17 protein-coding genes and 1 pseudogene are annotated in these 21,790 nt (G+C 61.9%); 8 read left to right on the top strand and 10 right to left on the bottom strand.

Going from position 1 to position 21,790, the window contains the following annotated elements; translation table 11 throughout:
- Positions 1-139 precede the first annotated feature (139 nt).
- Positions 140-883 (bottom strand): class I SAM-dependent DNA methyltransferase, encoded by a 744-nt coding sequence (locus AC0IYH_RS00090; RefSeq protein ID WP_471832620.1) that lies wholly within the window; start codon positions 881-883, stop codon positions 140-142.
- A gap of 75 nt (positions 884-958) precedes the next feature.
- Complete coding sequence (locus tag AC0IYH_RS00085) at positions 959-1,363, bottom strand: RidA family protein (protein WP_116627761.1); 405 nt, start codon at positions 1,361-1,363, stop codon at positions 959-961.
- Between the two features lie 115 nt (positions 1,364-1,478).
- On the opposite strand from AC0IYH_RS00085, the gene AC0IYH_RS00080 reads away from it, so the two are divergent.
- The 4 genes from AC0IYH_RS00080 (at position 1,479) to dapA (ending at position 5,036) form a co-directional block, all read left to right on the top strand.
- A complete protein-coding gene (locus tag AC0IYH_RS00080; protein WP_116627759.1) occupies positions 1,479-2,411 on the top strand; it encodes a LysR family transcriptional regulator in 933 nt (310 codons plus the stop codon).
- A gap of 267 nt (positions 2,412-2,678) precedes the next feature.
- Positions 2,679-3,299 carry a LysE family translocator gene (locus AC0IYH_RS00075; RefSeq protein ID WP_471832619.1) on the top strand — a complete coding sequence of 207 codons (621 nt, stop codon included), beginning with the start codon at positions 2,679-2,681 and terminating at the stop codon, positions 3,297-3,299.
- A gap of 108 nt (positions 3,300-3,407) precedes the next feature.
- Positions 3,408-3,899: a VOC family protein gene (locus AC0IYH_RS00070; RefSeq protein ID WP_471832618.1), complete on the top strand. Its 492-nt coding sequence runs from the start codon at positions 3,408-3,410 to the stop codon at positions 3,897-3,899.
- A gap of 282 nt (positions 3,900-4,181) precedes the next feature.
- Positions 4,182-5,036, top strand: a complete 855-nt coding sequence (dapA, locus tag AC0IYH_RS00065) for a 4-hydroxy-tetrahydrodipicolinate synthase (RefSeq protein ID WP_471832617.1) — start codon at positions 4,182-4,184, stop codon at positions 5,034-5,036.
- Positions 5,037-5,065: 29 nt separating this feature from the next.
- Here dapA and AC0IYH_RS00060 read toward each other — a convergent pair whose 3' ends face one another.
- Complete coding sequence (locus AC0IYH_RS00060; protein WP_471832841.1) at positions 5,066-5,743, bottom strand: GntR family transcriptional regulator; 678 nt, start codon at positions 5,741-5,743, stop codon at positions 5,066-5,068.
- A gap of 2 nt (positions 5,744-5,745) precedes the next feature.
- A complete protein-coding gene (gene atzF / locus AC0IYH_RS00055; protein ID WP_471832616.1) occupies positions 5,746-7,542 on the bottom strand; it encodes an allophanate hydrolase in 1,797 nt (598 codons plus the stop codon).
- 247 nt (positions 7,543-7,789) lie between these two features.
- On the opposite strand from atzF, the gene AC0IYH_RS00050 reads away from it, so the two are divergent.
- Both AC0IYH_RS00050 and AC0IYH_RS00045 read left to right on the top strand, forming a co-directional pair.
- Entirely contained in the window at positions 7,790-9,166 is a 1,377-nt protein-coding gene (locus AC0IYH_RS00050; protein ID WP_471832615.1) for a pyridoxal-phosphate dependent enzyme, read from the top strand.
- Positions 9,163-10,344: a cystathionine gamma-synthase gene (locus AC0IYH_RS00045; RefSeq protein ID WP_471832614.1), complete on the top strand. Its 1,182-nt coding sequence runs from the start codon at positions 9,163-9,165 to the stop codon at positions 10,342-10,344. Before AC0IYH_RS00050 ends, AC0IYH_RS00045 begins: the two co-directional genes overlap by 4 nt.
- 234 nt (positions 10,345-10,578) lie before the next feature.
- On the opposite strand, the gene AC0IYH_RS00040 is transcribed toward AC0IYH_RS00045, so the two are convergent.
- From AC0IYH_RS00040 to AC0IYH_RS00025, 4 genes are all read right to left on the bottom strand, one after another.
- Positions 10,579-11,361, bottom strand: a complete 783-nt coding sequence (locus AC0IYH_RS00040) for a hypothetical protein (protein ID WP_471832613.1) — start codon at positions 11,359-11,361, stop codon at positions 10,579-10,581.
- A gap of 9 nt (positions 11,362-11,370) precedes the next feature.
- Positions 11,371-11,775, bottom strand: a complete 405-nt coding sequence (locus AC0IYH_RS00035; protein ID WP_471832612.1) for a hypothetical protein — start codon at positions 11,773-11,775, stop codon at positions 11,371-11,373.
- The gene (locus tag AC0IYH_RS00030) at positions 11,772-14,513 is read right to left on the bottom strand and encodes a type VI secretion system Vgr family protein (protein WP_471832611.1); all 2,742 of its coding nucleotides are present in this window, start codon (positions 14,511-14,513) and stop codon (positions 11,772-11,774) included. Before AC0IYH_RS00030 ends, AC0IYH_RS00035 begins: the two co-directional genes overlap by 4 nt.
- Before the next feature lie 220 nt (positions 14,514-14,733).
- A complete protein-coding gene (locus AC0IYH_RS00025) occupies positions 14,734-16,932 on the bottom strand; it encodes an OsmC domain/YcaO domain-containing protein (protein ID WP_471832610.1) in 2,199 nt (732 codons plus the stop codon).
- Positions 16,933-17,095: 163 nt separating this feature from the next.
- Here AC0IYH_RS00025 and AC0IYH_RS00020 point away from each other — a divergent pair.
- Both AC0IYH_RS00020 and AC0IYH_RS00015 read left to right on the top strand, forming a co-directional pair.
- Positions 17,096-17,368 (top strand): annotated as a pseudogene (locus AC0IYH_RS00020) (PAS domain-containing protein); the annotation flags it as partial.
- A gap of 264 nt (positions 17,369-17,632) precedes the next feature.
- A complete protein-coding gene (locus AC0IYH_RS00015) occupies positions 17,633-18,661 on the top strand; it encodes a methyl-accepting chemotaxis protein (protein ID WP_471832840.1) in 1,029 nt (342 codons plus the stop codon).
- A 108-nt stretch (positions 18,662-18,769) separates the two neighbouring features.
- On the opposite strand, the gene AC0IYH_RS00010 is transcribed toward AC0IYH_RS00015, so the two are convergent.
- Both AC0IYH_RS00010 and AC0IYH_RS00005 read right to left on the bottom strand, forming a co-directional pair.
- Positions 18,770-19,618, bottom strand: coding sequence for an alpha/beta hydrolase (locus AC0IYH_RS00010; protein ID WP_471832609.1), 849 nt, complete (start codon positions 19,616-19,618; stop codon positions 18,770-18,772).
- 2 nt (positions 19,619-19,620) lie between these two features.
- The coding region (locus AC0IYH_RS00005; protein WP_471832608.1) for an autotransporter family protein at positions 19,621-21,790 on the bottom strand (2,170 nt) is incomplete at its 5' end.

Genomic DNA, 21,790 nt, shown 5'->3' with positions numbered 1-21,790 from the left:
TTCGTTCTTCCCTAAACCATCGATCATGCGCCGAGCCTGGAGCGGGCTGGCGGCTGAGGCGGCTAAAGATACCCGATTTCTTTAACCGCCTGAGCCGTGATCAACCAACACTTCGGCGCAGCGCCGGAAACGCTGAGGCTCAGCGTTTCACACACACAAACAACGCATTCCCCGTCACGCCACCCCACGGCGTGATTCGCTGGTAGTCATGCTCGAAAATATGCACCTCAAAGTGTTGCTGCAACAGCGCCTGAAGCTCGATGAAACTGACGGCGACCATGCGGTGTTCGTCCTGCCAGGCCTGGGTGACGCCCGCCGTGGTTTTCTCGATTGTCAGGCGCAACGACTGCTGCTCGCCCTCGCCCCGGTAGTGCCAGCCGGAACCAAAGGTAAAGTGGCTGCCTTCGCGCTCCACGCTATGGCGGACCAATAAGCCGTTGTCGATCTGGCCTTTGTCCACTGCGTTGAAACAGAACACGCCGTTTTCGGCGAGCGCGGCGTGCACACTCGCCAGGCACGCACGTAGCTGGGACAGCCCGGCGTTGTAATGGGTGGAGTAGAGAAAACAGGTGATCAGGTCCTGGGGTTCGTCCACGTCGAAACCGGCCATGTCCTGGCGACTGAACCGGGCCTCGGGGCAGCGCAAGCGGGCGATCTCCAGCATCGCCTGACTGATGTCCAGGCCGGCACTGTGGTAGCCAAAATCGAGGAAATGCCGCACATGCGGCCCGGTCCCGCAGGCCAGGTCCAGGTGCCGGCGCCCGCCGTTGCCAAACAATTGATGCAGCCGGCGCACGCTGTGGCTCTGCGCCGGGTAGTCGATGTCGGCGCACATCAGGTCGTAGTAGATGGACAGGTCGGTGTACAGCGCGTTGGAGAGCATAGGTGGCCAGAGCGTTCGGCGGGAAATTTCGCCGGCGCATGGTAACTCAGCCCTGCGCTAATTGAGCCGCTAGGTTTACGCCTTGGTGGCCTCCGGCAACTTGGCAATCACCTTGATTTCAAACTGGTAACCGTACAACCAAGTCACGCCCACGCCGGTCAGCGTCGGGTGTGGTGCGTCTCCCCAGAACTCCGGGACCACCTTCCAGATGGTTTCGAACCTGGATTCGGGATCAACGATAAACACCGTCACATCAATCACATCATCAAACGTGCAACCGGCGGCCTGCAGGATCGCATTCAGGTTGTTGAAGGCCAACCGCACCTGGTCTTCCAGGTCCGGCTCAGGCGAGCCGTCCTCGCGACTGCCGACCTGGCCCGACACGAACAGAAAACCATTGGACTTGATCGCCGGCGAATAACGATTGCGTTCGTAAAGCGCCTGGCGCCCGGCTGGAAAAACCACATCACGCTGTGTCATAGCGGTCTCTATCAGGGAAGTTAACGAGAGAGCAACTCTAGGGGCTTGTGCCCGCCGGATAAACGCGCAACCTTAGCTATCACTGTTTGTAAAACCCAAACAATCGGAACCCGCCATGGACCGTTTTGATGCAATGCAGGCCTTTGCCCGCGTGGTGGAAGCCGGCAGCTTTACCAAGGCCGCCGAAACCCTGCACATGAGCAAGACCACCGTGACCCAACTGGTGCAGCAGTTGGAGGCACGGTTGCGGGTTAAATTGCTCAACCGCACCACGCGCAAAGTCAACGTCACGGCGGACGGCGCGGTGTACTACGAGCGCGTGGTGCGGCTACTGGCCGATATGGACGACGCCGAAACCAGCCTGTCCGGCGCCTCCACACAACCCCGTGGCCGCCTGCGTGTGGACGTGCCAAGCCCGCTGGCCAGCCTGATCCTGGTGCCCGCCCTGCCCGACTTTTACGCGCGCTACCCCGACATCCAGATCGACATGGGCGTGAGCGACCGCATCGTCGACATCATTGATGAGAACGTCGACTGCGTGGTGCGCGGCGGCGAGCTGACGGACCAGTCGCTGATGGCCCGCCGCCTGGGCGACTTGCAACTGGGCGTGTTTGCGGCGCCGAGCTACCTGGCGCGTGTCGGCACGCCCACGCACCCACGGGAGCTGGAAGACTCCTCCCATCGTATCGTCGGCTTCCTGTGGGCTCGCACCGGCAAGGCACTGCCCTATGCCATGCGCAACCAGGCGCAAAGCCTGCAGATCAAGGGCCGCTATGCGCTGGCGGTCGACGATGGAAACGCCTACCTCGCCGCCGGCCTGGCAGGCCTGGGCGTGCTGTGGCTGCCGGCTTACATGTCCCAAGCGTACGAGGCTCGTGGCGAATTGGTGCCGCTGTTCGAAGGCTGGCGCATGGACCCGATGCCGATGTATGTGGCATTCCCGCCGAACCGGCATATCAGCACCAAGCTGCGGGTGTTTATCGATTGGGTGGTGGAGTTGTTGGGGCGCCACGCGCCGCTGGAGGAGCTGCAAGGTGTGCAGGGCTAATGGATCGCTGGCTCGAAGTTCGCAGCGCAAACCCTGTCATGCCCGCAGAGGTTGCAATATGGATGTAGTCGGGCCAAACAAAAATTTCCTCTTTTCACTTTACAGCGCACATCAGCAATACCTCTTGGCCTTCGATCGTCCGACCATGGATGAAACATTCGGTACTGATGTTCTATCGCGCTGAACCCTGGATCGTTTTTAATGAATCGCTTCACACACTGCCAAATCGCCTGAACGCCTTATCGCCACCACAAACCAGGAGCCGCCATGGACCTCGCCACCCTCGCCCTTTTCCTCCCCGCCTGCTTCGCCCTCAACATGGCGCCAGGCCCGAACAACCTGTTGTCGGTGAGCAATTCCACCCGCTACGGCTACCGCACCTCATGCCTCGCCGGTATCGGCCGCCTGCTGGCATTCGCCGGCATGATCGCACTCGCCTCCGCAGGTTTGGCGGTGGTGTTGCAAACCTCGGAGTTGCTGTTCTACGCGATCAAGATTGTGGGCGCGGCGTATCTGTTTTACCTGGCGGTTCAGCTGTGGCGGGCCAACCCGGAGGCAGAGGCGCAATCGGTTTCGGCCACGGTGGGGTTGTGGGCGTTGGCGCGTCAGGAGTTTTTGGTGGCGGCGGGCAACCCCAAGGCCATCCTGATCTTCACCGCCTTCCTCCCGCAATTCGTGGTGCCCGGCCAACCGATCATCCCACAATTCGCGGTGCTTGGAGCGCTGTTTCTGATGCTGGAATGGATCGCCATCAGCCTCTACGCCTATATGGGCGTGCACATGCGCCGCTGGTTTGCCGAGCCCAGGGGCAAGCGGATCTTCAATCGCTGCTGCGCGGGGCTGCTGTCGGCGGCGGCGTCGGTATTGCTGATGGCTCGCAGAGCCTGAGGACAAACGCATAACCCGCCTGCCCTCTGTTGGGCGGGTGTGGTCGATGATTGATACGGCCGAGGCTCGTCTAGACTCCACGCACCCGTTCACACGTGGAGCCCCATCATGACCAATAAAAATACCCTGTGCCTCTGGTACAACGGCACCGCCGAAGAGGCCGCGCGTTTCTACGCCAAGACCTTTCCCGACAGCTGCGTAAACGCCGTGCACCGTGCCCCCGGTGATTACCCGGCGGGTAAACGGGGCGACGTGTTGACCGTCGATTTCACCGTGCTGGGCATCGCCTGCATCGGCCTCAATGGCGGCCCGGCGTTTAGCCATAGCGAAGCCTTTTCGTTCCAGGTGGCCACCGATGACCAGGCCGAAACCGACCGTTACTGGAACGCCATCATCGACAATGGCGGCCAGGCCAGCGCGTGCGGCTGGTGCAAGTACAAGTGGGGATTGTCGTGGCAGATCTCCCCGCGAGTGTTGACGGACGCCGTGACCCACTCCGACCCGGCCATCGCCAAGCGCGCGTTCGACGCGATGATGACCATGGGCAAGATCGACATCGCCGCGATAGAAGCGGCCATCAAAGGCGAGTCGGGTGCTTGACACATTTGCTGACATCCCCCGATGATGGAGGCCTTCTTCAGGGTGTGTCAGCAAATGTCCGCAACCTTACGCGTTAACCGCTCCGTCATTGGCTTGATTGCCAAGGCGCAAGGTTGCGTTGCGCACGCCCTCAAATCGAAGAAACAGTCGCTCATGTGATCGGGGCGCGCTGTCCCGTCAGATGAGCTGACAGGACATTGAGCGCGGACTCCCTCCCCCCTTGCACAATTCCCCATGCCCTTCTGACGGTGACTTGATCGGTCAACCATCAGGAGAAAGTGCATGTCATCGTTTCAAGGTATCTGGGTTCCCGTGGTCACGCCGTTCCATGACGGTGCCATCGATTTTATCGGCCTGCGCCGGCTGGTCAGCCACCTGCTGGAAAAGCACGTGGCCGGGATCATGGTGTGCACCACCACCGGTGAAGCCGCGGCGCTGAGCCGTCAGGAGCAACTGGCGGTGCTGGATGCGGTGTTGCAGTTGCTGCCGGCGCACCGGGTGGTGATGGGCCTGGCGGGCAATAACCAGATTGAATTGCTGCAGTTCCAGGGCGAAATCCTCAAGCGCGCGGTCGCCGGCTTGCTGGTGCCGGCGCCGAGTTATATCCGCCCTTCCCAGGCCGGCCTTGAAGCTTTTTTTCGCACGGTGGCGGACGCCTCCAGCGTGCCGGTCATTGTGTATGACATCCCCTACCGCACCGGCGCGACCTTCGAGCAGGCGACCTTGCTGACGATCGTCGCGCACCCACGCATCGTGGCGATCAAGGACTGCGGCGGCAACCTGGGCAATACCCTGGCGCTGCTGGGCAGTGGCGAGGTGGACGTGCTGTGTGGCGAGGATCTGCAGATGTTCAACGCGCTATGCCTGGGCGCCAGCGGCGCGATTGCGGCGTCTGCGCATGTGCACACCGAGCAGTTTGTGGCGATGTGGCAGCAGGTGCGCGACAACCAACTGGCCGAAGCGCGGACGACGTTCCAGGGCCTGGTGCCGCTGATCAACGCGATGTTCATGGAGCCGAACCCGGCCCCGGTAAAAGCCGCGCTAGCCATGCAAGGTTTGATCGCCGGCGAGTTGCGTGCACCGATGCAGCAGGCCGGGGAGGCAACGGTGGCGCGCTTGCATACACTCCTCAAATGACCTGTGGCGAGCGGGCGCTCGCCACATCATTACGGCCGGGCCGTATGCAGCCGGTGCAAAGTGATCGCGCGCACCGCCTGCTTGCTCAGCTCGATATGCCGCTTGAGCAACTGCTGCGCCTGCTCACTGCGCCGTTGCAGGATCGCCGTCAGGATTTGCCCATGCTCCTCGTAGGTCGCGGCAATGCGCGGCGCCTGGGTAAAGTCGAGGCGGCGGATGATGCGGATTTTTTCCGTGATCTCGAAGTGCATGCGCGCCATTTCGCGGTTGCCGGTGGCCTCCACCAGGGCGCAGTGGAAACGCTCATCCAGCGCCGACACTGCGTGGGGGTCCTGCAAGCGTTCCCCCTCCTCCACCCGCCACGTGGCCTGCAACGTTTGCAGCACCGCGTTCGGCTGATCCATCGCACATAAACGTTCGACCGCCGCCAGTTCCAGCACGATGCGCACGTCGTACAGCTCTTCGAAGTAGGCAAAATCGAACGGCTTGACCTGCCAGCCGCTGCGGAAATACACCGACAGGTACCCTTCCTTCTCCAGGCGATACAGCGCCTGACGCACCGGCGTACGGCTGGCATTCATGCGCGTGGCCACGTCGCCTTCGCTGAAACGGTCGCCCGGCAGCAGGCGAAAATCAAAGATATCCGCCTTGAGCTGCGCGTAGATTTGCCCCGCCAGGCTCTCCGGCCGCGCCTTGGCCAACGGCATGCTCACCCCCGGCTCGCGATAAAGGCGCGCCAGCCGCCGAACTCGGTGATATCCAGCGCGTCCGCCAGTGCCCAAGGCTCGCAGATAAAGCCTTTGACGCTGCGCCCATCTGCCAGCAACAGATTGCCGATACCCAGCGGCGCCGGGATTTCGGCGACGAACTCGCCAAAGCGCGCGATGGGCATGTCCCACAACTCGACGATGATCGGCTGCCCGCTGTCCGCCTTCGCCAGCCCCGGCTTGGGCGGCACGGTACCCGGCAGCGCGTAGAGACGGTAGGTGTCGGCGGTGAGGGTTTGCTCGACCAGCACCGCGTTGCGGCCGGTGAGTTGGAAGTTCAGCGGCATGCCGGTGAGGTGCGCGCCCACCACCGCCACACGCACGCAGCCGGGGGTTTGTCGCGCCGGGGCCGGTGTGGGCAAAAAGCGCCCGGTGGCGCCTAACGGCAGGTCGAGCCCGGCCTGCCAGCGTTTGCCCAGGTGCGCCAGAGCGCTGTCATGCCAGGCCGGGGCAAGCAAGGTAATGCCGCTGGGCAAGCCATCGGCGCGCAGGCCGGCGGGCAGCGCCAGGGCCGAGAGGTCGGCGAGGTTGGTGAAGTTGGTGTAGTAGCCGAATTGCGAGTTGTAGCGCACCGGTTCCTCGGCCATCTGCGCCTGCGTGCGAATCGTCGGGGATGTGGGCACCAGCAAGGCATCGAAACCGGCCAGGCTGTCGTTGATGCGCCGGCTCAGTTCGGCGCGCAGGTATTCGGCCTTGTAGGCGTCGCAGGCGCTGTAGCTGTAACCGCTTTCGACAATGCCGCGCACCACCGGGTTGATCGCATCGGGCTGCTTTTGCAGCATGCCTTCCAGGGCCACGGTACGCTCGGCGACCCACGGCCCGAAATACAGCTGATCCGCCAACTCCTTGAACGGGGTGAAATCCACCGGCGTGATCACCGCCCCCATGGCCTTGAATCGCTCCAGCGCCTGTTCGAACACCGCCTGGTTCTGGTTATCGCCAAAAAACTCCAGGGCTGCCGGGATCGCCAGTTTGATTGCGGCCGCCACCGCGACCGGCGCCGTATTCGGGTTGGCGCGCGAATACGCATCGCTGGCGTCGTAACCCGCCGCCACCTGAGCCACTGCCTCGGCGTCGGCCACGGTCAGCGCAAACACCGAGATGCAATCCACCGTGCGGCACGCGGGCACCACGCCAGTATTGGAGAAACGCCCCTTGGTCGGTTTCAAGCCCACGATATTGTTGAACCCCGCCGGCACCCGCCCCGACCCTGCGGTGTCGGTCCCCAGGGCAAACGCCACCAGGCCACGGGCCACCACCGACGCCGAGCCGGAGCTGGAGCCACCGCTGACGTAATCCGGGTCGAAGCTGTTGCCTACCGCGCCATAGGGCGAGCGCGTGCCCACCAGGCCAGTGGCGAACTGGTCGAGGTTGGTCTTGCCCATCAAAATCGCACCGGCCGCGCGCAGCTTCTGGACCACAGATGCATCCTGCGCCGCCGAGTAGGCAAATTCGGGGCAGGCTGCCGTGGTGTCCCAACCGGCCGCGTCGATATTGTCCTTGATCGCAAAGGGCACGCCATACAGCGCCAGCCTGGCCCTGTCGCCGCCCACAGCCGCCAGGCGCTCGCTCAGTTGCGTCAACTGCTCGGCCAGTTGCGCGGGAGTGACCCGGGCGATCCAGGCGCTGTCGTCGAGAGGGTATTGGGTGGCCAGGGTCAGCAAATAATCCGGGGTAATCGCCCCGCTGCGGTAAGCATCCAACCATTCACCGAGGGTCCAGCCGAAAGCGTTTTGCATGGGAGACTCCATCTTGTATCCAAGTTTGGATTCTCTATAGCAAAGCCCAGGCCAGGTCACTTCGCCCAATGATCACAAGGAAATCGACGTAAACGGTGCTCGCAGATGGCGCACCAGGGCAGCGGCGATGCGCCAAAAAAAGACATTCAGCCGACCGCTCGGTTGCGACCCGCCGGATACGCGCCTACTGTTCAAAGCCATGCTCCACCCTTTGCTGTCCCCCCACCCCAAGCCCTCAGGTGACGACATGCCCACGCTTCCCCGCCCCGCCGTACTCGAACTGATCGGCAACACGCCACTGGTACGGGTCAGCCGCTTCGATACCGGCCCCTGCACGCTGTTCCTCAAGCTTGAATCGCAAAACCCCGGCGGCTCGATCAAGGACCGCATCGGCCTGGCGATGATCGACGCCGCCGAGCGCGATGGCCGCCTGCGCCCCGGCGGCACCATTATCGAAGCCACCGCCGGCAATACCGGCCTGGGCCTCGCGCTGGTAGGCCGGGCCAAGGGCTACCGGGTGGTGCTGGTGGTGCCCGACAAGATGTCCACGGAGAAGGTGCTGCACCTCAAGGCCATGGGCGCCGAGGTGCACATCACCCGCTCGGATGTCGGCAAGGGCCACCCCGAGTACTACCAGGATGTGGCCGCACGCCTGGCCAAGGATATTCCCGGTTCATTCTTCGCCGACCAGTTCAACAACCCGGCCAACCCCCTGGCCCACGAAACCAGCACCGCCCCGGAGATCTGGGCGCAAACCCAGCATGATGTCGACGCGATTGTGGTGGGCGTCGGCTCGGCGGGCACCCTCACCGGCCTGACGCGTTTCTTCCAGCGCGTACAGCCTGAGCTGGAAATGGTGCTGGCCGACCCGGTGGGCTCGGTGATGGCCGAATACAGCCGCAGCGGCCAGCTGGAAACCCCAGGATCATGGGCGGTGGAAGGCATCGGCGAAGACTTCATCCCCTCGATCGCCGACCTCTCCAGCGTGCGCCACGCCTATTCCATCAGCGATGAAGACAGCTTCGACCACGCCCGCCAGCTGCTCAAGGCCGAGGGCATTCTGGGCGGCTCGTCCACCGGCACCCTGCTCGCCGCAGCCCTGCGCTACTGCCGCGAACAGACCGTGCCCAAGCGCGTGGTGACCTTTGTGTGCGACACCGGCACGCGCTACCTGTCCAAGGTCTACAACGACCAATGGATGAACGACGCCGGGCTGCTCCAGTACAAGCACTACGGCGACCTGCGCGACCTCATCGCCCGGCGCTTCGAAGACGGCCGCGTGATCAGCGTGAGCCCCGACGACAGCTTGCTCACCGCGTTCCAGCGCATGCGCCTGGCCGATGTGTCGCAACTGCCGGTATTGGTGGAGGGCCGCGAGCTGGTGGGGGTGATCGATGAATCCGACATCCTGCTGGGCCTGCACCACGACGCCGCGCACTTCAGCATGACCGTCGCCAGCGCCATGACCAACACCCTGCAAACCCTGGCCCCCAGCGCCAGCCTGGCCGAGTTGCAGGCCGAACTGGATCGCGGCCTGGTCGCCATCATTGCCGACGCGTCGGGCTTTCATGGCCTGATCACCCGCGTCGATCTGCTCAACCACCTACGGAGATCCCTTGCATGAGCCAGCCCGATAAAAGCGCGTTTGCCACCCGTGTGATCCACGCAGGGCAATCCCCCGACCCGACCACGGGCGCGCTGATGCCGCCGATCTACGCCAACTCCACCTACCTGCAAGACAGCCCCGGCGTGCACAAGGGTTTTGACTACGGGCGCTCCCACAACCCCACGCGTTTTGCCCTGGAGCGTTGCGTTGCGGATTTGGAAGGCGGCAGCCAGGCGTTTGCCTTCGCCTCCGGGCTGGCGGCGATCTCCACCGTACTGGAGCTGCTGGATGCCGGCGCGCATATCGTCTCCGGCAACGACCTGTACGGCGGCACCTTCCGCCTGTTCGACAAGGTGCGCCAACGCAGCGCCGGGCATCGTTTCAGCTTTGTGGACTTAAGCGACCTGTCGGCGTTCGAAGCCTCGTTGCAGGACGACACGCGCATGGTCTGGGTCGAAACCCCGAGCAACCCGCTGCTGAGCCTGACTGACCTCGGCGCGATTGCCCGTATCTGCCGGGCGCGCGGGATTATCTGCGTGGCCGACAACACCTTTGCCAGCCCCTGGATCCAGCGCCCGCTGGAGTTCGGGTTTGATGTGGTGGTGCACTCGACCACCAAGTACCTCAACGGCCACTCGGATGTGATCGGCGGTATCGCCATCGTTGGCGACAACCCCGACCTGGCCGAACGCCTGGGCTTCCTGCAAAACTCGGTGGGCGCCATCGCCGGGCCCTTCGACGCCTTCCTGACCCTGCGCGGCGTAAAAACCCTCGCCCTGCGCATGGAGCGCCATTGCCGCAACGCCCTCGACCTCGCGACCTGGCTGGAACAGCAACCGCAAGTGGCGCGGGTGTACTACCCAGGCTTGGCGTCCCATCCACAACACGCCTTGGCCCGTCAGCAGATGCGCGGGTTTGGCGGGATGATTTCAGTGGACTTGAACAGCGACCTGGCCGGTGCCACGCGCTTCCTGGAAAACGTCAAGATCTTCGCCCTGGCCGAAAGCCTGGGCGGCGTAGAGAGTTTGATCGAACACCCGGCGATCATGACCCATGCCAGCATCCCGGCGGCCACGCGGGCGCAGTTGGGGATTGGTGATGGATTGGTGCGGTTGTCGGTGGGGGTTGAAGATGTGGAAGACCTGCGGGCGGATCTGGCGCAGGCCTTGGCGAAGATCCAGACCCTGGGCACCTGAAACCCGGTGTACTCTGGAGCACAGGCCGCGCGGGGCGCATCGTTCAAGGCACAATAAGCGATGTTTGGTAGCGGCTCGCCCTGCTCGTCCAGTAATTGGAATTCGACCCAATGCTGTTTCTGTATACCGACAATAAAGTCTTTACGGGGGTTGAGCGTATCGGTGCGGTGGTAGGGATTGTTCATGTCAGTCCTCAGACGTGATAGTTGCTGAGCAGTTGCGTGCCAACTCGGTCTAGCCGACGCCCCACTTGAGAAACTCTTCGAGTTCATCATCAAGAGACTCGGTCACTAACGAAGCCCCCCACCCCGACGCAATCCCGGCGCCCAACATCAAGCCAATGGCACAAAACGGTGCACCGGGGCCGCACACGGCCGACACGGCTGCACCTGCCAACGCTGTTCCAACCAATCCACTGCCCACAATGACGCCCTGCTTGATCGCCGCTTTCGGTTTGTTCTCAGCTGTGGCAATGTCATAGGTTGCATACGCAATGGTAACGACCACCAAAACCTTGCCTGAAACCCTCAACACTTTATTCATCGTATTGAATGTCACATTGGGCCTGGCCGAAGACTCTACGATTTCGTAATACATCAGGTTTTTCTGTTTTACATCAAGTTCAACAAACGTCCCGCCAAACTTCTTAATGGCTTTTTCATCCAAAATCTGTGCAAGACCAAGAGGAATTTTTTTCCTCGCTTCGGCAATCGCCAAACCCTGCGGTGACGTTCTTGCACGGACTTCAGCCATGATATTATTGCGCGCCTCGTAACAAAACTGCGCCGCCTCTTTAACCGTGACCTTTCCACTCTTAACTTGCTCCAGCACCGCCTCCTTGACCCGCCTGACGTTGCGATTGTAATTCTCACGCTGCGCCGCATCACTGATAGCGTCTGCAGAAAACTTGAGCGCCGCCCCCTCAAGTGATACGAGTGCTTGCTTTAGCGTTTCGTCATCAATCGGGTGATCTTTTTGCGCCAGATAGTCCCGATAAAAAACGTCCACATTGTTCACCTCGAAAGATCAATTAAAATGTAAAAACTTAGAGTTTTTAATAAAAATCAACAATACAGCCGTCAAAACAAAGCACCCAACTGCACTCAGCAATAAGTAAAAAGACAGGGCCATGCGGTATTTTATCTCTACAGGACAACGCGCCATCTCTTCAGGGTCCAGCGTGCCATTCCGCATATGCTTATTAGGGAACATGACACTGCCTATTACGACACATACCAATGTATAGCGTGCGTAAAATGCCCCCCTGCGCCACACGCTCCCATACGAACTAATAATGGTGCTTTTCTTGAAGCACTCTAAAAACTTGTCGAGATCGAACAACACGATATAAAAATTCACCCCCACAGACGCCACAAATAAAACAAAAGGAAGACCAAGCAAAAAGAACATCTTTAAAATAATCACACTCACTCCGCCAACTGCTTCAAAAGCGCCTGCGCACCGCAGTGCACAATCTCCTGCCGATCCAAGTCTTCCACTTCAAATTTGACGCAGGCATCCCCCGCAAAAGAATAAAACGTCGCTTTATTCTCATGATCAAACTCGCCTTTCAGAACCGTCCCATCGTCCATGGACGCGGTGCACTGAATGCCTGCGTAGTTCATTCCGGCGGGAGCGGAAAAGCTGATCCACTGCTCAGACTGCGGCAGCTCTATTTTCAACCCTCGCGGCACCAAGGTATGGACACTCATGGTCAAGCCATCCTTGTCCGTGGTGCCGTTGAAAATTTCACCTTGCTCAGTGGTTATTTGATAACGGGTGAATGGCATTGGTACCTGAGCTGCATCTTTCAGGCTGTACCCACCCGCATAACCTGCCGGCAACGGTGATGCCGGAGTCTCGAGCCGGGTACTGCCGAACTTGTGCACATCCGTAGCTTTAAGGTAGATGTTGCCAGGCGCCCCCAGCTCTATATCGCCGTCCTTCAAGCGGATATAGGCACCTCCACAGTTAAGTACCAGCTCTTGCGGGGCACTGATCTGGATACGGCCATCGACGCTCTCGATGTTGATGTCGGCCTTGGCTTGAACGTGGACGTCGCTGGCCTGAGCGTGCAGTTCGACCTTGCCGTGCGCCGCCTTGAGTTGCAGGTCGGCACTTTGCGCCAAGACGCTAACACCTGCCTGGGCGGTTGCGGTGATGTCGCGCCCGGCGCCGATGTCTGCGTTATGGGCGGCCATGATGCCGACGCTTTCTGTGCCGGAAGACAGGCATATGGCTTTGGGACTGAGTACGCCAATGCCCGCCGGGGCATGCAACAGTGCCCCCGGTTGCGCCAACCCCGTGAGGGCCTCAAGTAGACCCAGCTGGCTATTGAGATCACCAGGTGTCACTTCAGCCTTACGCGCTGCCTGAGCCAGGGAGCGCGCCAGTGATAGTGCGCCTTGCAACTGCTGAATGGCGGCGTCCATATCGAGCTGCTCACCGCCGGCCTTAACCTGCTCATCGGCACTGATAAAAAGCCCTTTACCACCTCGGATCGCCCCCCAACCGTCAGTGCGCAGCTCAAAACCCTCCCCACGTTTATTGCGCTCGGCATCGACCAAATGCCCCAGGTTGAGCTGGCTCTTGCCGCCATGTTCGGTACTGAGCTTGATGTGCTCCTGCCCACGTTGGTCATCCATGCGCAGCTTGTTGTTCGCCGGGGTGCGCAGCACGTTGCGTTTGTCGTTGCGCATGGTCACGTGGTCCACATGCCGGCTGTCGTGCAGGGCGTGGGCGATGTAGGGGCGGTCCGGGTCGCCTTGTTCGAAGGCGATGGCGACTTCGGTGCCGGCTATCAGCGGCAGGTGCAGGCCGTGGGTGTCGCCGGCGTACGGGCGGGCCAGGCGGAGCCAGACGCTTTCCTGGCCGGTTTTCCAGCTGTCGCGGTCGAACAGGAAGTTGACGCGGTAGCGGCCTTCCAGGTCGATATGCGCATACGGGTCGTTGACCCGCGAACTGGTGACGCGGGCCGGGACGGTGCCGGCGATTTGCGGTTTGGCCTTGAGCGGCGGGCGAAAGCACACGCTTTCCGAATAGGGCATCGCCTTGAAAGTGGCGATGAAACTGCTGTCGCGCGCGGCCGTGGTGGTCAGCCCGGTGATTACTGCGCCGAGCGTGAAGGCCTCAGGCGCACCGCCGGACACTTTGAGCACCTGCCCCGGTACCAGAATCGCACTGCTGCTGATGCCGCTGAGTCGGGTTTGCTCGTTGAGATAGCGCTCGTGACGCAAGCGGGCATAGAAGTAGCCGCTTTCGCTTAGCAGGCGTTCGTCTTGATCGAGGCGATCACCCAAGGCGCTATAGGGTTCGGCGTAGTGGTAAGCCTCGCCGTAGGTGGTGGTGGCGCCGCGTGTCTGGTCGATTTCGCCGCTCAGGTCGGCGCGGGCGTCGCGGTGCTGGTAGGCGCGGATATGCACCTGCTTCTCGACCACCGCGTGGCTCGATTGCAGTTGCCACACACCGTCCTGCCCACTGCTGCCGAGCCCGGACTGCGGGCGCAATGGCAGCTCAAGGCCGAACTGATAGAGGCGTTGATCGTCGCAGAATTCGACCACATCGATACCCAGGCGGTCGTCGGTGGAGAAGCGGTACCAGATGCCGACTTCGGCCAGCAGGCGGGCGATAAAGTCCAGGTCGCTTTCGCCGTATTGCATCACCTGTTCGCGCCGGGGGTAGTCGCGTTTCAGGCTGAACAGGAAGTCCTGGCCAAGGAAGCCGTGGCGGTTACGCAGGATGCTTTCGACGATTTCCGGCACGGATTGGTGCTGGTAGATGCGGTACTGCAGACCGCGCGCCAGCAGGGCCAGGCGCGGCTGCAAGGTGACGGCATAACTGGCCTGGTCGTTGGAGCCGGAGTTGCGTTTGAAGCCGGTGATCACGCCATACAGGGTGCGCAGCGGTTTGATTTCCTCTGCACTAAGGTCCAGAAACGAGCGTTTTTTTTGCGGCGCGGCGTGCAGGCTGAAACGGGCGTCCTGGCCGAGCAAGGTGTCTGCCGCCAGGTCACGCTCGGTGCTGGTGAATTCCACGGTGTAGGTGTAGGGCTGGCTCAGGTGTTCGTGGCCCGTGAAGGCCAAGACATCGAGCCGGGCCTCGACCTCGCGCACATTCAGAGTGTGCCGGCTGTGATCGAAAAAGACGCTCGGTAGTACGCTGGAAGTCATTCCCTTTACTCCTGGACGCGAAAGCCCAAAGAGTAAAGTTTTGCTATCGGTGAACGATGTCGGAAAAGTCGCCTTTACGAGACAGGCGCTTCCTGATCAAAACTTGGCACAAATCAAATGTGGGAGGGGGCTTGCCCCCGATAGCGGTGGACCAGTCACCTGATGCAGTGACTGACAGACTGCCATCGGGGGCAAGCCCCCTCCCACATTTCCCCCTGCGTCAGGCTGAAGTGATCTTCGCCCGCGCGCTGTGCAGCTTCTTGTAGCTATCAATCAAACGCAAATGCCGGTCGAGCCCTTCCAGCTTCATGCTGGTCGGTGTCAGCCCGTAGAAACGCACGCTGCCGTCCACCGAGCCAATCACCGCGTCCATGCGCTCCTTGCCGAACATGCGGCGGAAGTTGGCTTCGTAATCCGCCAGTTCCAGGTCGTCGTCCAGTTCCATTTCCAGCACTGCATTCATCGCCTGGTAGAACAGGCCGCGCTCGGCGGTGTTGTCGTTGTACTGCAGGAACATCTCCACGCATTCCTTGGCCTCTTCGTACTGCTTCAAGGCCAGGAAGATCAGCAGCTTCAACTCCAGGATGGTCAGTTGGCCCCAGGCGGTGTTGTCGTCGAATTCGATGCCGATCAAGGTGGTGATGTCGGTGTAGTCGTCCAGCTCGCTTTCGATCAGGCGTTCGACCAGTGCGGTCAGTTCGGCCTCGTCGAGGCGATGCAGGTTGAGGATGTCTTCGCGGAAAAACAGCGCCTTGTTGGTGTTGTCCCAGATCAGGTCGTCCACCGGGTAGATTTCCGAGTAGTCCGGCACCAGGATGCGGCACGCGGTGGCGCCGAGGTGCTCGTACACCGCCATGTAGGACTCTTTGCCCATGCCGTCAAGGATGCCGAACAGGGTCGCGGCTTCCTGGACGTTGGAGTCTTCGCCTTCGCCCGAGAAGTCCCACTCGACAAACTCATAGTCCGACTGCGCGCTGAAGAAGCGCCACGACACCACGCCGCTGGAGTCGATGAAGTGCTCGACGAAGTTGTTCGGCTCGGTCACCGCCTGCGCTTCAAACGTAGGCTGAGGCAGGTCGTTCAAGCCTTCGAAGCTGCGGCCTTGCAGCAGTTCGGTGAGGCTGCGTTCCAGCGCCACTTCCAGGCTTGGGTGCGCGCCGAACGAGGCGAACACGCCGCCGGTGCGCGGGTTCATCAGGGTCACGCACATCACCGGGAACTCACCGCCCAGGGACGCGTCCTTGACCAGCACCGGGAAGCCTTGGGCTTCGAGGCCCTGGATGCCCGCCAGGATGCCTGGATATTTGGCCAGCACCTCGGCGGGTACATCTGGCAAGGCGAATTCGCCTTCGATGATTTCGCGCTTCACCGCCCGCTCGAAAATCTCCGACAGGCATTGCACCTGGGCTTCAGCCAGGGTGTTGCCGGCGCTCATGCCATTGCTGAGGTAGAGGTTTTCGATCAGGTTGGACGGGAAATACACCACCTCGCCATCCGACTGGCGCACGAACGGCAGCGAGACAATGCCGCGTTCTTCATTGCCGGAGTTGGTGTCGAACAGGTGCGAACCGCGCAGCTCGCCCTCGCGGTTGTAGACCTTGAGGCAGTAGGCATCGAGGATTTCGTCGGGCACCGCATCGTCAGGCCCCGGCTGGAACCAGCGCTCGTCCGGATAATGCACGAACGCTGCGTTGGCGAGGTCTTCGCCCCAGAACTGGTCGTTATAGAAGAAGTTGCAGTTGAGCCGCTCGATAAACTCGCCCAACGCCGACGCCAGTGCGCCTTCCTTGGTCGCGCCCTTGCCGTTGGTGAAGCACATCGGCGAGTGCGCATCGCGGATATGCAGCGACCACACGTTGGGCACGATATTGCGCCACGAGGCGATTTCGATCTTCATGCCCAGCCCGGCCAGGATCCCGGACATGTTGGCGATGGTCTGCTCCAGCGGCAGGTCTTTGCCGGCGATGTAGGTACCCGCCTGCGACGTGCTGCTCGGCATCAACAAGGCCTGGGCATCGGCGTCGAGGTTTTCGACCTCCTCGATCACAAACTCGGGACCGGCCTGCACCACTTTCTTTACGGTGCAACGATCGATGGAACGCAGGATGCCCTGGCGATCCTTGTCGGAGATATCCGCCGGCAACTCCACCTGGATCTTGAAGATCTGGTTATAGCGGTTTTCCGGGTCGACGATGTTGTTCTGCGACAGGCGAATATTGTCGGTGGGGATATTGCGCGTCTCGCAATACAACTTCACGAAGTACGCCGCGCACAACGCCGACGACGCCAGGAAGTAATCGAAGGGGCCCGGCGCCGAACCATCGCCTTTATAGCGGATGGGTTGGTCGGCAATCACCGTGAAGTCATCGAACTTGGCTTCAAGCCGGAGGTTGTCGAGAAAGTTGACCTTAATTTCCATACGGGCACACCAGAATAACGGGCTAAACAAAAATGGCCGCCATTATGGGGTTTTTCATCGACAAGTTTCAGGCTTTTGACCAGCGGCTGGCGAAATAGCCAATGTGGATTAATCTTCTGCGAGTTGGCGCCGATGGACTGAGTGCAACCAGGGAGTAGTCGGAATGCGCAACAACCAGCCTGTAACACAACGCGAGATTTCCCTCGCGCCGCAACAAAAACTCATCTCGGCGACGGATGTTCGAGGTGTGATCACTTACTGCAATGACGCCTTTGTCGACATCAGCGGCTTTGAACGCGCCGACCTGATCGGCGCGCCGCAGAACATCGTGCGCCACCCCGATGTGCCCCCCGCCGTATTTGCGCATATGTGGGGCGCACTCAAACAGGGCTTGCCCTGGATGGGGATCGTCAAGAACCGCTCGAAAAACGGCGATCACTATTGGGTCAATGCCTACGTCACGCCGATATTCGAAGGCAGTAACGTGGTGGGCTTCGAGTCGGTGCGGGTCAAGCCGACGGCTGATGAAATCCGCCGCGCCCAAGCGCTGTACCAGCGCATCAGCCAAGGCAAGTCGGCCGTGCCAAGCCAGGACGCCTGGCTGCCGGCCGCGTTGAGTTGCGTGCCTTACGTAGCCACTGCGGTTACCGGCAGCGTCGCCGGGTTGTTCCTCGACGCGCCGATTGCCATCGCCGTCGCCGTGGCCGTTGCACTGCCGGTGGGTGTGCTGTGCTCACGCGTGCGCCATGGCGGCACCTTGCGCCTGCTGGCGGGTGTCGAGCCGTCGACCTCTGACGCCTTGATCGCGCAGATGTACAGCGACGCCCGCGGCCCCCAGGCACGTTTGGAAACCGCGTTCCTCAGCCAGACCGCACGCCTGAAAACCTGCCTCACGCGCCTGCAGGACAGCGCCGAACAACTCAGTGCCCTCGCCGGCCAATCCGACCAGTTGGCCACCGCCAGCGCCAAAGGCCTGGACCGCCAGCGCGTGGAAACCGAACAAGTCTCGGCGGCCGTCAACCAGATGGCCGCCACCACCCAGGAAGTCGCCAGCCACGTGCAGCGCACCGCCGATGCCACCCAGCAAGCCAATGCCCTCACCGGGCGTGGGCGCGAGGTCGCGCGGGACACCCGTGAAGCCATCGAGCGCCTGTCGGCGGTGGTCGGCGAAACCGGCGCCACCGTGGCGCAGTTGGCCCGCGACAGCGATGAAATCGGCAGCGTGGTGGATGTGATCAAAGGCATCGCCGATCAGACCAACCTGCTGGCCCTTAACGCCGCGATTGAAGCCGCGCGTGCTGGCGACATGGGTCGCGGCTTTGCCGTGGTGGCCGACGAGGTGCGTCAACTGGCCCAACGCACCTCGCAATCCACCACCCAGATCCACGCCCTGATCACCCAACTGCAAACCTCGTCCAACAACGCCGTGAGCAGCATGGAGCATGGCCAACGCCAGGCCCAGGAAGGCGTGGCCTGGGTGCTGGAAGCGGACAAGGCACTGGTGGGCATCAGCGAGGCGGTGTCACACATCACCGACATGACCACCCAGATCGCCGCCGCCACCGAGGAGCAAAGCGCGGTCGCCGAGGAGATCAGCCGCAACATCACCACCATCGCCGAGCTGGCCGACCAGACCTCGGTGCAAGCCCATCAATCCACCGACCTGAGCAAGGAACTGACCAACACCGCGTCCACCCAATACGCGCTGGTGGAGCGTTTCAACCGCTGAACAATCCCATTCAGGAATGCCAAGCAGGACCGCCCGTTTGCCGGGCGGTATCCAGTGGATGGACCGCACCACAGGCGTGATCTTTGTTTCGCGCCTGCCTCACCGCGCTCAATCAGCCTTAGCCGAACAGCGCGGCACCACACTCAATAACTGCGACCAGCGCTGCGCCCAGTCACTGTCATGGCGCATCCCTGGCACCAGCCGAATTTGCGTGCAATGCCCAGCCGTTGCACGTGCAAACCGCTGGGCAATGGCCGGTGGCACGACGGCGTCGTCACTGCCGCTGAAGTGCACTTGCGCCATATTGGCCAGGCGCGGAGCGATATCGATAGCATTCAAGGAATCCGGCATCGGCGTGACCCGGTGCAGGCGGTTGACTTCATCCACATCCAGATTGCCCGCCACACTGCGCAGGCTGATGACATCGCCGCGCCGTGCTGCAAGTAATGCAGCAATATTGGCGCCCCCCGAGTAGCCGACCAATTGCAACGGTTGGCCGGGCACGCGGGCGGCGTACTGATCGAGTGCCTGGTTCATCGCCACAATCACCTCTTCGGCGAAGCGCTTGCCGGTCCAGTAGCTCACGTCACAGTGCGGGTTGGCCGCCAGAGGCGTGAATTGGCAAGGCCGAGCGAGATAGACCACGTTCGGCGCCGGGTCAGCTGCGGCCAGCGACAGCCCCAGCGCCTTGATCGGCGTGGGGTTCAGTGACGGCTGGCTGCGCGTGCGCCAGGCAAAGCCATCGCCTTCGATATACACCCTCAACGGTTGGTCCGGGCGAGTGATGCGGTAAAAGCTGGTGAGTACAAAACTGTCGGTTTGAACCTGCGCCTTGTCCAATCCCCCAGCATGGGCAAGCGACTGCGCATGCTGGTTCAGTTCAGCCTGGTTCGGCACAACGGCGCACCCGCCCAGCAACACGCTGAACAGGGCCGCCAACAGGCTGCGCCGAGGCACGGTCAGAATGCCCAGCGAGCTTCAACCGAAGCGGTCTGGTTGAGGTAATCGGTGCGTTTCTCCACGTCATACCGCACGCCCAGTTGCAACTGGCCGTTGACCTGATAGTTCAACCCCGTGCCGCCACGCACCAGCCAGCGCTGCGGCTCACCCGAATCGGTGGTGAAGCCGGCGCCCGGCGCGCCGGCGAACGTGGTGCTGATCGAGTCGCGCTCGGCGAGGAAGTCATAGCCCACGCCCAGGTTGGCGCTCACGTTGAGCTGCTGGGTCAGGTCATGGCTGAGCTTGCCGTCCACGCCGAGGATGAACTGGTCGGTGGTGCGGCTTTTTGCGCTCAGGTTCAGGTCTTCGGCGCCCTTCTCGCGGTAGGCCTCGTCCTTGATCCAGGTGTAGTCGGCACGTACCGACGGCGTGAAACGCGTGGCGGTACTCAGGCTGAAGGTGCGGTCCAGGGACACGCCGGCGTGGGCGGTCCAGGCGTCGTAGTTGGACTTGGCCTGCAACCCGGCGAAGTCGATATCGCGCTTGCCTTCGTTGTGGTTCTGGCCACCATCGATCTGGAAGTTCAGGTCCGTGGTGTCGTCCAGGTGATAGGTACCGTAGCCGACCAATTGATAGACGTTGGTCTTCAATGTCTGGCGCGCGGTGTCACCGCTGTTGCGCGTGTCGACATTGGCATAGATGAATGCCGTGCCGAGCAGCCAGCGGTCGTTGAGGCTGGCATCCAGGCCGAACGCCAGGCCGCCCACCGTGGAATTGACCCCGGCGGCACCGCCACGGCTTTCCAGGTCAGCCCAGCTGCCGAAGGGTTTGATCCACAGGTGCTGGTCGGTAAACGCCACGTCGCCGGACGACAACCCGCGCACCGCCTCGCTGCGGGCCTGGACCACGCCGTTGATGCCGCTCAACGCAGTGCGCGCCGCTTCAGTGGAGGCGCCCGCCAGTAGCGGCAAGGCTTGGGAAACGGCGTTGGACACCTCGCCCTGGGTGCTTAATGGCACAAAATAGCCGGCCAGACGCCCGCCGGGGTTGCCGGCGACCACACCGTCCAGCACCCGCGCTGCGCCGCGCGCGGGCGAGTTGCCGAGGGCCTGGATGCTGCCCGAGACCGTGTTGCCAGCGCCAGTGCTGCCGCCGTTGCCGCCGCCAACAGCCGCGCCGCTCAGATTCAGGCTGACACTGTTGCCGGTGTAGGTCGGGGTGAAATCGAACAGCAAGCTATTGTCGCTCACGCTGTCGAAGGTGCCACTGATGTGGCCGGTGGTGGTCACCACATCGAGTAATTGATTGCCGATGGCGAGGGTGTTGCCGCTTTTCACATCCACATTGAGGGCACCGGCCAGGAACGCGTTGCCGGTGATGGCGAGCTTGCCGTACTGCGATGGGCTGAACGCGCCGATACTCAAGGTGCCGTGGCTGCCTTGGGTGTAATCGCTGCCCAGGGACAATGTGGCGGTGTCGCCGATGCTCAGGTGGCCGGCGTTGATCGCGCCAAGCGCAACAGAGGCTGTGCCGGAACTGACCGTGCCGGCGTTCTGAATGCCCAGCGCCCCCGCCAACTGTGTATTGTTCTCCAGCACCAGCGTGCCGGCCTTTACCAGCCAGGACGCGCGCGTGGTGTCGGTGCCGGTGAGCGTCCAGGTGCTGGTGCCGACCTTTTCAAAGTTGTCGAAGCCCTGGTACTGGTTACCCAGTTGTCCGAGATTGAAGCCATTGCGCAAGGAGTTGACATCACCCCCCAGCGCCAGCGTATCGGTGCTGCCGGGCTGGCTCACCACGTTGCCGAGAATCTCCGAGCCGGCTTCGAGGATCAGGGTGTTGCCGCTGCCGGAAAATTCGATGGCATTGGCACGCACTCCGGCGCTGAAGCCTTGGTTGGAGAAGCCGCCTGCGATGGCGCCGGCATTGCGAATGGTGGAGTTGCCGGTCGAGACGATACCGACACCGCCCGCCCCGGCACTGCCGGCAGAACCGCTGCTGCCGCTGGCGCCAGGCAGATTGGAAGTGCCAATGACGGCAGGGTCCGAGGAACCGACGCCACCGCCTTGGCCAGCCGCGCCTCCATTGCCGGCCGTACCACCATTGCCGCCGACGATCATCCCGATGTCCGTGTTGAACACCTGCATTCCGGACCCGGAAACGCCGGCACCGCCAGCCCCCCCGCTGCCACCG

It is taken from the genome of Pseudomonas sp. AC463 (assembly GCF_979253585.1).
This window is presented reverse-complemented; position numbering and strand designations above follow the sequence as displayed.

Bases quoted from the DNA above. Each gene is read 5' to 3' on its own strand.
- AC0IYH_RS00090 (WP_471832620.1), bottom strand. From the start codon at position 883: ATGCTCTCCAACGCGCTGTACACCGACCTGTCCATCTACTACGACCTG.
- AC0IYH_RS00085 (WP_116627761.1), bottom strand. From the start codon at position 1,363: ATGACACAGCGTGATGTGGTTTTTCCAGCCGGGCGCCAGGCGCTTTAC.
- AC0IYH_RS00080 (WP_116627759.1), top strand. From the start codon at position 1,479: ATGGACCGTTTTGATGCAATGCAGGCCTTTGCCCGCGTGGTGGAAGCC.
- AC0IYH_RS00075 (WP_471832619.1), top strand. From the start codon at position 2,679: ATGGACCTCGCCACCCTCGCCCTTTTCCTCCCCGCCTGCTTCGCCCTC.
- AC0IYH_RS00070 (WP_471832618.1), top strand. From the start codon at position 3,408: ATGACCAATAAAAATACCCTGTGCCTCTGGTACAACGGCACCGCCGAA.
- dapA (WP_471832617.1), top strand. From the start codon at position 4,182: ATGTCATCGTTTCAAGGTATCTGGGTTCCCGTGGTCACGCCGTTCCAT.
- AC0IYH_RS00060 (WP_471832841.1), bottom strand. From the start codon at position 5,743: ATGCCGTTGGCCAAGGCGCGGCCGGAGAGCCTGGCGGGGCAAATCTAC.
- atzF (WP_471832616.1), bottom strand. From the start codon at position 7,542: ATGCAAAACGCTTTCGGCTGGACCCTCGGTGAATGGTTGGATGCTTAC.
- AC0IYH_RS00050 (WP_471832615.1), top strand. From the start codon at position 7,790: ATGCCCACGCTTCCCCGCCCCGCCGTACTCGAACTGATCGGCAACACG.
- AC0IYH_RS00045 (WP_471832614.1), top strand. From the start codon at position 9,163: ATGAGCCAGCCCGATAAAAGCGCGTTTGCCACCCGTGTGATCCACGCA.
- AC0IYH_RS00030 (WP_471832611.1), bottom strand. From the start codon at position 14,513: ATGACTTCCAGCGTACTACCGAGCGTCTTTTTCGATCACAGCCGGCAC.
- AC0IYH_RS00025 (WP_471832610.1), bottom strand. From the start codon at position 16,932: ATGGAAATTAAGGTCAACTTTCTCGACAACCTCCGGCTTGAAGCCAAG.